This is a genomic window from Thiomicrorhabdus xiamenensis (assembly GCF_013282625.1).
Classification (GTDB): domain Bacteria; phylum Pseudomonadota; class Gammaproteobacteria; order Thiomicrospirales; family Thiomicrospiraceae; genus Thiomicrorhabdus; species Thiomicrorhabdus xiamenensis.
The window spans coordinates 1,883,018-1,895,534 of sequence record NZ_CP054020.1; the positions used below are offsets into that span (position 1 = coordinate 1,883,018).

A 12,517-nucleotide genomic window follows, 5' to 3' on the forward strand; every position below is an offset into this window, starting at 1 on the left:
ATACTTACATCCCAATAATTGAGCTATAACTTTCAACATAAAGTTATTAATAACTTCCTTTTACAAATTTTCATTTCCGCACTTAGGACATTTTTTAGGTAAAGGCTTTATTAAGATATCAGACTGTGGTGTACAGAGCTGTATCCAGCCAAATTTATGACATTTCAATTTAAATGGGTAGGTTTCCAAACCATTAAACACCCTCAAAATTAGACCTTTAAATTTGTTAAATTTAGGATAGTATTCTAATAAGTAGAGTAACGTAATTTAAATCAATTTATTACAAAATAATTCCCTATGCACAATATCATTGTTCTCATCGCTACAACCCCAAGAGTATCTATGCTCAAAGAGAATGCGCTTCCTTCCATAATCAATCAGACAGTTCAACCTACAGCAGTAGTAATCGTTTCAGATCGCCGTTCTTTAAATAAAGACGAAGTTTTATGCTTTAACACTACTATTGGCAAGGAAATCCCTTTATATACAATTACAAACTCAAATAAAGCAGGTGTTGCTGGTAGCTGGAATACAGGAATTGATTTCATATCTAAAAAATATCCAGAGAGCTACATCGCAATTATTGATGATGATGATCAATGGCATACAAACCATTTATCAACTTGTATTTCTCACAGTGCTAATGGCACTGCCGATGTAGTTCTCTCTGGAATCAATGTCATCACAAATAAAAAGAAGGTTAAAGCTAATATCCCGTTAAATATTTCTATTAATGATTTTCTCGTTGGAAACCCCGGATGGCAGGGATCTAATACATTTATTAAAGCCAATCTCGCTATCAAAATTGGTGGATTCACAAATGGACAGATAAGCGGAAATGACAGAGATTTCGCTATTCGCGTTTTAGAATCAGAAGCAGTTAAAATCACTTATACTACTGAAGCTACCGTTGATTGGAGGTGCAATCAATCACCAGAAGCTCTTTCTGCTCCCGGCTCTAAACAAAAACTAAAAGGGTATGCTCAGTTTTTAAAATTACATGGCCACAAAATGTCTTCTAAAGAGCGGTCATCTTTTTTTGCTAGATCAGAACAACTATTCTCAATTTCCAAACAAGATATTCTTAAAGAACTCGAACTACTAACCTCAGCCAATGAATAAATATCAAACTCACGCACCAAACAGATACAGCGACATACTTTGTGGACGAAATGTGCAGTTAATTCACGATGCCGCTCCTGAATTCAAAAAGGCTCAGGTTTTGATAGCCATACCACATAAAAACCAATATGAAGAGTTAGCTAGAGCTTTAATCAGTGCAACCAATCAGACACTAGTAAATCAGCACTTAGCTCGGATTGTTGTAATGGACGATAATTCTGAGCATGACTGGACTGAAAAACTAAAAGGACTACTTAAACATCCATCGATCACTCTACTGAAAGCAGAATGTGGTTCACCTGCAAGAGCCCGAAACCTTCTTTTAGATTGGGCAGATAGCCAAACTAATATAAGTTGGGTAGCCCGGTTAGATGCTGATGATGAATTCCATTCAGAAGACAGTCTTCATGGGTTGTGGAGTTCGGTTCACAAAACAAATAAAGTCGCGGCTATAGGAAGTAATCAACTTCGACAAAACGGAAAAATACTACCAGAAGAGAATATTGCTAAACCAGAGGAACTGTGTGATCACATCGAGCTGGCAGAATTCATCGAACGGTTTGCTTCAGGAAAACAAAACCGCGAACTTCCCTCATGCAACTTACTTCTAAAAACCAATATAGGACTGAGATACCCCAACATTAGAAGCGCTGAAGATCACTGGTTTGTCTGTAAACTATTAATGTCATATCAATCAAAAATTGCTGTATGTCCTTACCCTATTTATTCAATTTACTCACTTGAGGGAAAAGACACAAACATCAACAAATCCACTTCTTCGTGGCTGGAACAAAGATCTCGACTGGCTTATATGGCTAAAAAGTGGAGTTACTTTTTATCTAAAAAACAAAATGTAATAGGAGCAGGGTTAGAAGGAATAGCTTTTCTTCATAACAACCAAGTTATAAAGAAATTTTTCCCATGGGCAATTACAGACTCAGAAGTGGATAATCTAAAAAAGTTAATTTCGAAAAATAACTTACCTATCCCCAAAGTCAGATGGTTCAAAAATAACGGATTATGGCAATATCAAACTGATTACTTGGGAGACATATATAAAGAATCTAAAATACCTAAACAAAAAATTCTTACTTATCTTAAAAAACTCTATAAAGCTGGTGTAAGTACTCTTAATGTCAAAAGAGAGAATCTACAAATAACGCCAAGTGGTGAACTGCAATACATCGACATCGGTAAAGACATCCAACCCTTGAGCACATCAAATTATAGAGACATGTGTGCTCGACTATATTCCATAGGTATTCTTGGAAACAAAGATGAAGAAGTGGTTCGTAGATACACTTGGCGCCGACAAGATGAGGCATTAAAAGCTTTGCCAGGCTTTGAACAGTTCTACTCTGAGCTCATAGCTTCAATGCACCCGCAGTGCACAAGCTACATTAAGGACTCTACACCAAAAGCAACATGTCAAAATAGAACAGTAACATTACTAATTAAATGCTGTGGACAAGATGCGAAAGTCCTAACAGATCAGGTAGAGCATATCACCACCCAGCTTTGCTATCCAACTACGTTTTCTAAAACTATTCTACTTATAGACTCACATCAAGGTGCATTTTTACGCCAATATTCGGAATCAAATCTAAGCTCGGTTATAGAACAGGCTCAAACACTCAAAAAAACAAAGATAATTGATGAATTTCTAGTCTCTCCCAATGACTTAGAATCCATTAAAACAACCTACGAAAAATGGTTTGCTTGTTCAGAATGTACAGAAACTCACACCTCAAACAATGCTCCTCTTTTCCCTCAAATATGGGGGTTTGATCAAATTACGACCCCCTATGTATTACAGTGTGATGTGGACATACTGATTGGTCGACGTAATTGGCAACACAGTTATTTAGACGACATGTTAGAAGCCTGTTCACCAGAAAATATTTTGAGTGTTGGATTCAATATATCTAAGAGAAGTTCCTGTTTTAACCCTTATCGTGGCGAGCCAGGAGAGTTTGCCGCTGAAGTTAGATTTGGCCTTCTCGACTTAAGAAAGATTCATCGCCTTCTTCCAATCAAAAATCCAATATCAGGTAATAAGCTATCGTTAACATGGCATCGAGCGCTACAAAACACAATGCGTGAAAAAGGTTATCGTGCTCTCAGAGGAGGAGACCCTAGCAGCTTTTATGTGCATCCCAAAAATGAACATAAGTGTTTACCAGAACTGGGTATCGCCAAAGACTTGATTTCGCAAGGTCGTGAACCTGATAAGCAATACGAACAATTTGACTGGATTCCAGAAGCAAACTGGAAATATGATCATAGAAATGAACCTGTGGTATTTCTTCTAAAAGGAAGACATACAAACCATGCTTTACTCCAGCGCTGTTTAAATTCCCTTCGTAATCAAAAAAATCAAGACTTTGGCATTATTCTTCTTGATGACGCGAGCGGCCCTTCCCACAACTGGAGTTACCCACTTTTATTAGGAGAGTTACAAATAAAAACAACTTTAATAAGGAGAAGTGTCCCTGTAGGCAGAATGCCCAATTTTCTTATGGCAGTCAAAGAGGTCTGTCAGCGTCCTGAAACGTTAATAGCGGTGTTAGACCAAGATGACTGTCTAATGCAAAACACTGTCGTTGACTCTCTTCTTGATGCCCAAAAAAATGGTTCTGATTTGATTCAGATGCCGATGTACCGCCCCAATAAACCAATAAATCTTTATCGTCCAAGTTATAAGAGCCCAAGAGAGGAAGCAGGTGCAAATGTATGGAGTCATCTAAGGGTATTCACCAAATACCTATTTGAGCAAGTACCAGAAAAATATTTTAAACGTCAGGATAAAACGACCTGGTTTGACTCAGTCACTGACTATTTAACAATGCTACCGATGGCAGAAATAGCAGAAAATCCTACGTTCCTTGACACCGGTTATACATACTGGCATTCACGTAAAGATCGCGACTCTGAAGAAAAACAACAGGAAAATTTATTAATTGAAGAACTCTTATCTATGCCTTCTCTTTTTTATTCTGATAAATTCTCTGTTGTACAAGTGCCAGAATTCTTTGAAGACGAGAAACGCTGATTGAAAGCTGATTGTCATACATCCACCAATTTGAGGTATTTTTCTCATTTCTAGAAAGATAAAAAAGTGGTTCTATAGACTTCAACTTTTCATAATCTGCCTGTTTCAGCCACTTTTGATTGCTTATATTTGAGAACTCATGCCACAAATGTCGCCCTTCTTTTCTAGATCGCGTTGGCAATTCCAGTAATTCAGAAAAACTAGGGAAAAACTCAGACTTCCCACCACTATCCACTTTCAACCAAAACTCAGGCCAGTCTAATTGCTCTAACCTAGAAAAAGCAAATCGTCTTTCCCCTAACCAATTATGATAAGCAGCAGGTAAGGCTTTTCTATGAGGATAATCTGACGGCCTAATCAAGGAAGGCAGTAAATCCATACGACTTACTCGTATAGGTTCACCGTATTCAAGCATTGTCATTATTGTCAGGAAGCCCAATGACGGCTTGTTTCCGAGTTGTCTTTCTAACTCTAAACTATTAAATTCAAGCTTCTTAGAAAAGTCTGTACCAGGTGTTTTTCCGCAAATAAGGAAATTTTGCTCAACTCCTGATAATTTACTATTGGTGATGGTTAATTGCGTTTTTACATGGCAAGTTAAAGGCTGATTAAATCGAATAACCTTATCATGTTCATTCAGGGCTAATTTGCCTTGACCATTCCCAACAATATGCCACATCCCTACCCCAGCTCGTAAAACTAATTCCTTTTTATAAAAGGATTGATATCAGAAATTATTAACTATAAACCAGACTTATTGAAACAGCCTCTTAAATATATTGACCATTCTTCCATCATCTTCTTGCGAACATCTAAATACTCAGCTTTATTATAAATTCCACGAATCTTATTTTTCTCTTCATGAGAAAGCTGCTTTTCAATTGCGTCAGCAGGCCACCCCATTTCATTAAGCATCGTACTGGCCGTATGCCTGAACCCATGCGTTGTTAATACATCAGGGCCGATATCAACCGTTCTCAAAGCCACCCGTAAACTATCAGGAGTTATAGGCCTAGTTTTCGACCTTGGACTAGGAAACACAAACTGACTATCCGTTTTCACCTCTAGGGCCTCACGCAAGATCCCTTCAACAAAATTACTCATTGGAACAAGGTGTTCTCTCTTCATTTTCATTTTGTGGCTTTCAATTCGGACAATCTTCCCATCAAAATCAACATTCTCCCATTTGATTGAGACTAACTCACTTGGACGTAAGAACACATGGGGAGCGATCTTCAAGGCACTTGATACAGAGAAACCTCCGTTGTAACTTTCAATTTTAGATAGTACGACTGCTAACTCTTCTTTAGAAGTAATATGAGCGAAGGATTTTACTGTTTCTTTCTTGAAGACATCTTGAGGTAAATCCCTAGTCGGATCAAAAGAACAGATGCCCATTCCCACTGAATACCTAAAGACACGGCTCGCATAACCACGAACCTTCTTAAGCATATTTAAGGTTCCCTTTGTTTCTATACGCTTAAAGACGTCTAACATATCCATTGCCGAAATCTCTGCAATGTTTCTATCTTTTAAAAATGGTAGTAAATGATTCTGGCAACGTTCATCAAGATCTTTAGCATAACCTTCACTCCAACTTTCAACATTATGACGATACCACTCTAAGTACATATCGTAAAATGTTTTAAACTCTAACTCTGAAGTTAACTCGTCTTGAACTTGTTGACGGGGATCTATTCCTGACTTAATCAATGCCTTTAAATCATCCCGGGCACGACGTGCTTCAGCCAGAGAAACTTGCGGGAAGTTACCTAGAGACAGCATGGTTGCTTTGCCATTAATACGACAGCGATAGCGCCAAGCCTTAACCCCACTGGGTTTTACTTCTAACACTAAACCATGAGAATCCGTTTCTCGATAAAGCTTTTCTCGAGGCTTTAGATTTTTAATTTGTGTATTGTTTAACACCCTGTACTCACATTTTTTCTACCATTCCTAGCTTGTACTCACATTTATACTCACAAAAAAAAGGAATGTAAAGAAACGGAATGATTCAAAATGGGAAGAGCTCTTAACGTAAGAACACGTCAAAACCCTTTAAAAACGGGAGTTTCAGACATAAAAAAACCGCGACAAGCGCGGTTGATTTATCAATATGGCGGAGACGGAGGGATTCGAACCCTCGATAGAGCTACAAACCCTATACTCCCTTAGCAGGGGAGCGCCTTCAGCCTCTCGGCCACGTCTCCTAAAATTGTGGGCGTATGATACAAGTTATCAATGGTCTTGTAAACTATTTGAGAGAAATTTTTCAGAAACTTTCGAGGGAAAATAGTGAATCTTAAATTCACAACAGAGCAAGAGAAAATCGGTGGGAAATGTTATGAATTCGCGTCACCTTGTAGTGCCTTATCCGTTACATCAGAGGACTGAAGATCATCCTCATTAGCATCCTGCTTCTTGTCTGTACGAGTGCTTTCAGCATTTACTTTCGCATTGCTGTCCAACAACTCTTCCCGGTGAATGGGGATGTTCTGTGGCGCTTCAATACCGACTCTGACCTGACTTCCTTTTACAGAAAGAACGGTGACTTTGATATTGCCGTCAATAACCAGCGCCTCTCCTTCCCGTCTTGTTAAGACCAGCATATTGCCCCCTCCACTAGAACATAAACTCAAGTATAAGGTTTTGCCGTTGAGAAAAAAACGCGGCGGCTGGAAATGCCCGAAGAGAATTACCGATAATTGACTGAAGATAATTCTCTTATATTCAGTAAGTTAAATTACTTCAAGCGAATTTTTGACCAGGAAAGAGCTCCCAAATCCGCGATTATCAGGTCGATTCGACAACTCGAAAAGGAGCGACTGAAAATAAAAAACCCGCTAAGAAATGTCCTTAGCGGGCTTATTTACTAACAGGATCAAGTAGCGTACTTACTTGGCTTCAACCCATGCTTTAACAGAGGCCAAAGCCTCTTCAAGCTTGCTTGGATCGTTACCACCGGCTTGCGCCATGTCCGGGCGACCGCCACCTTTTCCACCGACCTGCTGGGCAACATGGTTGACCAACTCACCGGCTTTATAAGTACCGGTTACCGCTTTACTGACACCGGCAACCAGAGCGATATTATCGCCGTCAACCGCCGCCAGAACCAATACCGCAGGCTCAAGCTTGTCTTTCAGCTTATCAGCGGTTTCACGCAGCATATTGCGATCCGCACCTTCCATCTTGGCCGCCAGAACATTAACGTCACCGACTTTGATCGCTGCATTAGCCAGATCATCTCCTTGCGAAGACGCAAGTTTAGCTTGCAGAGCTTTCAATTCTTTCTCAAGCGATTTATAGTCCGCCATCAGCTGATTGACTTTATTTTCAACCTGAGCCTTATCGCTTTTCACCACGTCCGCAATGTTCAGCAGAGCGTCTTCTTCTTCATAAATGACTTTCCAGGCCGCCTCACCGGTAATTGCTTCGATACGACGAACACCGGAAGCGATACCGCTTTCAGAAAGGATGCGGAAAGGACCGATATCGCCAACCGAATTGACGTGCGTACCACCACACAACTCGACTGAGAAATCCCCCATATCGACAACACGAACAACATCACCGTATTTCTCGCCGAACAGCGCCATCGCGCCGCGTGCTTTGGCATCTTCGATCGCCATTTCAGAAATGGTAACCGGGGTATTATTCATGATTTCCTGATTGACCAGACGCTCAACTTCACGCAACTGCTCCGAAGTAATCGGCTCAAAGTGAGCAAAGTCAAAACGCAGTCGGTCATATCGAACCAGAGAGCCCTTCTGATTTACATGTGAGCCCAAAACTGTTCTCAAAGCCGAGTGCAACAAGTGCGTCGCAGAGTGATTACGTTCGCAGTCGCGACGCTTGGTGATATCAATCTTGGCATGGACTTTCTGCCCGACCGCTACTGTACCCGCAGTCGCCTTACCGTAATGCAGGAATAAAGAACCCTGCTTTTGCGTATCGTCGACATGGAAGCTGTGCATCCCTTCGGTCAAACTACCGCAATCACCGGTCTGACCACCGGATTCGGCATAGAATGGTGTCTGATCCAAAAGTACGACCGCGTCCTGACCTTCATTGATCGACTGCACTGATTGGCCATCGACAAAAATCGCAATAATGCTGGCATCCGCTTCATCCTGCTGATAACCGATAAATTGTGTGCTGCCGTCAAATTCAATACGCGCATTACCTGCCGCACCGAAGTTCGATGCCGAACGCGCGCGTTCGCGCTGTGCTTCCATTGCTTCGCCGAAGCCGGCTTCGTCTACGGTCAGATTCCGTTCACGCGCCACGTCTGCCGTCAAATCAATCGGGAAACCGTACGTATCGTAAAGCTTAAAGGCCATGTCGCCATCGATGACGGTACCGTCCATCTCTGCAATATAGTCTTCCAGCAGTTTCATACCGTTTTCCAGAGTCTCGGCAAAACGCTCTTCTTCCATTTTCAGAACGCGTTCGACATTGCCCTGTTCTTTCGCCAGTTCAGGATAGGCTTCACCCATCTGTTCGACCAAAGTCTGAACCAACTGATGGAAAAACGGTTGGCTCTGACCCAGCTTGTAGCCGTGACGGATCGCACGACGGATAATACGACGCAAGACATAACCACGACCTTCATTCGACGGCAAAACACCGTCGGTAATGGTAAAGGCGCAAGAACGGATGTGATCGGAAATAACGCGCAGAGAACTGTTGCTCAGATCTTTTTCACCGGTCAGTTCAGAGGCTTTTTTCACCAACGCCTGGAACAGATCGATGTCGTAGTTGTTGTGTACGCCTTGCATAACCGCCGCCAGACGTTCAAGCCCCATACCGGTATCAACCGAGGGTTTCGGCAATGGCGTCAGGGTGCCGTCCGCGGAACGGTCGAACTGCATGAATACCAGGTTCCAGATTTCGATATAGCGATCGCCGTCTTCATCCGGTGATCCCGGAGGCCCGCCGGCAACGTCTGCACCGTGATCATAGAAAATTTCCGAACAAGGTCCGCAAGGGCCTGTGTCACCCATTGACCAGAAGTTGTCTTTGGCACCGCAGCGGGAAAAACGCTCCGCCGAAACACCCATTTCTTTCAGCCAGATGTCTTCGGCTTCCTGATCTTCTTCAAAAACCGTCACCCACAGTTTCTCTTCCGGAAGTTTCAGTTCCTCAGTCAGGAATTTCCAGGCAAACTGAATCGCTTCGCGTTTGAAATAATCACCAAAGCTGAAGTTACCCAGCATCTCGAAGAAAGTGTGGTGACGAGCGGTATAACCGACGTTTTCCAAGTCGTTATGCTTACCACCTGCACGAATACAGCGCTGGACCGAAGTCGCTCGCGTATAGTCACGCTGCTCCTGCCCAAGAAAAGTATCTTTAAACTGTACCATCCCTGCATTGGTGAAAAGCAGTGTCGGATCGTTCATCGGCACCACAGGGCTTGAGTGCACTGAGGTATGCTGGTTTTTCACAAAAAAGTCGATAAAAGCTTTTCTGAGTTCTGCACTGGTCATAAGTCGTTAAACCTTAAAAAATAGTAAAAATTTATTTTCCTGACGGATAGCCCATCAAGAAGAATGTAATTCCATTAAATACGCTCTGCACTCTATACAGGAGGCATCAAAGTTAGCGAAACACCCGCCAAATCAAATCTGGACTGAAACCGCGGTTCTGCAGAAAACGCATCCGTTTCGCCTGCTCTTTAGGTGCCAGACGCCCTTCACTGTCGCCGTATTTCTTTTCCAGAACGTCTTTCATCAATGCCAGCCAGTCACTGGAATCCAGATCGAGAAAAGCATCCAGAAGATCGCTGCGTGAACTGTTCATGCGCGCTTTCTGGCGAATTTTCATCGGCCCGTTCCCCTTGGTCAACAGGCTATTCACCAACTGCTCCAGATAACGTTCGTCACTTTGCCAGTTATTCTCCTGACAACAAAGCAGGCACGCCTGCAGCTGCTCATGAAACTCTTCTTCACTGACCGCATATTTCTGCAACTGCTCAACATTGGCAGCCATTTTTTTGCGCAACTTGGAAACTAGCTCAAGATCACCGTGTTCGCGCTGACTTAACAGTCTTAAAGCGCGGTTCTGAAGATCCTGTTGCAACTGGGCCGTCTGCGCCTGTTTTCCGTCGAACGGCTGCAAAAAATCCTCATCCCAGCTGGCCTCGAGAATCGAGTCCTTTTGCGATGAGGATTTTTCGGTTGCATCCAGCCTTTCCGTATCAACGCCAAGTTGCGCCAGAAAGTCTTCTGCTTTTTTCAAAATCGGAATCCGCTATTTTTCTCTAGCTGCCGTCAAAAAGTGACTCTGGTGCCTCTTCAATCTCGACACTGTCTTCCGCCGGCGCTTTTTTAGTCGGCATCAGATTGGTTTTGATCTGCGACATCAAATCACCTGCCACGTCACGGTTATCAATCAGAAACTGGCGGGCATTGTCTTTCCCTTGGCCGATTTTGGCACCATTATAACTGTACCAGGAGCCAGATTTTTCAATCAGCTTCTCTTTGACACCGAAATCCAGAATCTCGCCTTCACGAGAGATCCCCTGACCGTAAAGAATATCGAATTCAACCTGTTTGAACGGAGGCGAAACTTTGTTTTTCACGACCTTGACGCGCGTCTCGTTCCCCAAGACCTCATCGCCTTTCTTGATTGCACCGATACGACGGATATCCAAACGAACCGACGAATAGAATTTCAATGCATTACCACCGGTAGTGGTTTCCGGACTTCCGAACATGACACCGATTTTCATACGAATCTGGTTGATAAAAATCACCAGAGTGTTGGTGCGCTTAATGTTCGCGGTCAGTTTACGCAGAGCCTGAGACATCAGACGAGCCTGAAGACCGACATGCGAATCTCCCATATCGCCTTCAATTTCCGCTTTCGGTGTCAAAGCCGCTACCGAGTCGATAACCACAATATCGACCGCGCCCGAACGTACCAGTGCATCGGCAATTTCCAACGCCTGTTCACCGGTATCCGGCTGAGACACCAGCAGGTTATCAATATCCACGCCAAGTTTTTCGGCGTAGATCGGGTCCAAAGCGTGCTCGGCATCAATAAAGGCCGCCGTACCACCGGTTTTCTGCATCTCCGCAATCGCATGCAACGTCAAGGTCGTTTTACCGGAGGATTCCGGACCATAGATTTCAACAATTCGTCCGCGAGGCAGACCGCCGATACCAAGTGCAATATCCAAGCCTAGAGAGCCGGTCGAAACCGCTTCGATATCGCGTGGCGCAGAGTTATCGCCCATACGCATTATCGAGCCTTTACCAAACTGTTTCTCAATCTGGCCTAGGGCGGCACTCAGAGCTTTCTTTTTATTGTCATCCATGGGTTTTGAATCCTCATTTATTGTCGTAAAGCCACGTTGATGCGGCTTTGAGTTTGCAAGCAATCGCGCAAGAGATTCGCCAATTCTTTACGAGAACACGACTCCCGAAAAATTGGCCTGAAATTATCCCATAATCACACCGTAAATCCTAGAGAAGGTGTCAATAAGAATTCATCATTTGCTGAACTCTTGCCCGGAAATGACAATAGTAAACCACAAACTTGATTACTGATACAAAAATTAAACACTGGGGAGGAGGTTTTTCTATCCTTAGACGGTATAAGAACCCCCTCTTTTCACCAGACAATAAAAAAGCGCCTGCCGAACAGTTCGACAAACGCTTACCGCAGCCACTAAATTCTGGCGATTTAAATCAGGTCGGAAATCCCCTGCAAAGCTGCACGGGTTGCTTGTTCACGCACCGCCTGACGATCTCCGTCAAAGACAAAACACTGGCTTTCGACTTTATCATGTCCCTGTTTGGCCCATGCCAGCCAAACGGTGCCAACCGGCTTCTGTGGTGAACCGCCGCCGGGACCTGCAATACCGCTACAGGCAACGGCAACGGTTGCGTGCGATTGCTGCAAAGCGCCAAGTACCATCTCTTCGACGCAAGCCTGGCTGACCGCCCCCTGCTTCTGTATGGTCAGCTCTTTAACACCAAGCATTTCACGTTTGGATTCGTAACTGTAAGTGATATAAGCGCGGTCGAACCAGGCGGTACTTCCGCCGATTGACGTGAGTGCTTCGGCAATCATCCCGCCGGTACAGGACTCGGCGGTGACCACAGTTTCATTTTTTTCCACCAGTTTCTGCCCCAGAGCAGACATTTGATCGGTAAAATCCATCCTTCACTCCAAATTTATTCACGACAGCCGACTGCATTCACTTTCTGCAATTCTATCCGGCCATCCGGAAATTGCTGCGCTTGCGTTGATCATTGTTGCCATTGGAAAAATTATCGCCTAGCATACCCCTTTTTCAATACCTTGCAAAACCTCCTGCGCAAAAAAAGAAAATAAGGA

General features: G+C 43.3%; 9 protein-coding genes and 1 tRNA gene. 2 read left to right on the forward strand and 8 right to left on the reverse strand.

Annotated elements, in window-relative coordinates:
* Positions 1-342: 342 nt before the first annotated feature.
* A complete protein-coding gene (locus HQN79_RS08675) occupies positions 343-1,122 on the forward strand; it encodes a glycosyltransferase family 2 protein (RefSeq protein ID WP_238843343.1) in 780 nt (259 codons plus the stop codon).
* Complete coding sequence (locus tag HQN79_RS08680; RefSeq protein WP_173285647.1) at positions 1,115-4,174, forward strand: glycosyltransferase family 2 protein; 3,060 nt, start codon at positions 1,115-1,117, stop codon at positions 4,172-4,174. The genes HQN79_RS08675 and HQN79_RS08680 overlap by 8 nt, the downstream gene beginning before the upstream one ends.
* Here HQN79_RS08680 and HQN79_RS08685 read toward each other — a convergent pair.
* The 8 genes from HQN79_RS08685 to HQN79_RS08720 all read right to left on the reverse strand — a co-directional run bounded on the left by HQN79_RS08685 (position 4,098) and on the right by HQN79_RS08720 (position 12,340).
* Entirely contained in the window at positions 4,098-4,853 is a 756-nt protein-coding gene (locus HQN79_RS08685; protein ID WP_173285648.1) for a hypothetical protein, read from the reverse strand. The genes HQN79_RS08680 and HQN79_RS08685 overlap by 77 nt on opposite strands.
* Positions 4,854-4,915: 62 nt before the next feature.
* The gene (locus tag HQN79_RS08690; protein ID WP_173285650.1) at positions 4,916-6,103 is read right to left on the reverse strand and encodes a tyrosine-type recombinase/integrase; all 1,188 of its coding nucleotides are present in this window, start codon (positions 6,101-6,103) and stop codon (positions 4,916-4,918) included.
* Positions 6,104-6,291: 188 nt separating this feature from the next.
* A tRNA-Ser gene (locus tag HQN79_RS08695) sits at positions 6,292-6,384 on the reverse strand.
* Positions 6,385-6,516: 132 nt separating this feature from the next.
* Complete coding sequence (gene csrA, locus HQN79_RS12050; protein ID WP_173285652.1) at positions 6,517-6,783, reverse strand: carbon storage regulator CsrA; 267 nt, start codon at positions 6,781-6,783, stop codon at positions 6,517-6,519.
* A 285-nt stretch (positions 6,784-7,068) separates the two neighbouring features.
* Positions 7,069-9,660 (reverse strand): alanine--tRNA ligase, encoded by a 2,592-nt coding sequence (gene alaS, locus HQN79_RS08705; RefSeq protein ID WP_173285654.1) that lies wholly within the window; start codon positions 9,658-9,660, stop codon positions 7,069-7,071.
* A 112-nt stretch (positions 9,661-9,772) separates the two neighbouring features.
* Positions 9,773-10,411, reverse strand: coding sequence for a regulatory protein RecX (locus tag HQN79_RS08710; RefSeq protein WP_173285656.1), 639 nt, complete (start codon positions 10,409-10,411; stop codon positions 9,773-9,775).
* 22 nt (positions 10,412-10,433) lie between these two features.
* Positions 10,434-11,492, reverse strand: coding sequence for a recombinase RecA (gene recA, locus HQN79_RS08715; RefSeq protein ID WP_173285658.1), 1,059 nt, complete (start codon positions 11,490-11,492; stop codon positions 10,434-10,436).
* Positions 11,493-11,860: 368 nt separating this feature from the next.
* Positions 11,861-12,340 (reverse strand): CinA family protein, encoded by a 480-nt coding sequence (locus HQN79_RS08720; protein WP_173285660.1) that lies wholly within the window; start codon positions 12,338-12,340, stop codon positions 11,861-11,863.
* Positions 12,341-12,517 lie beyond the last annotated feature (177 nt).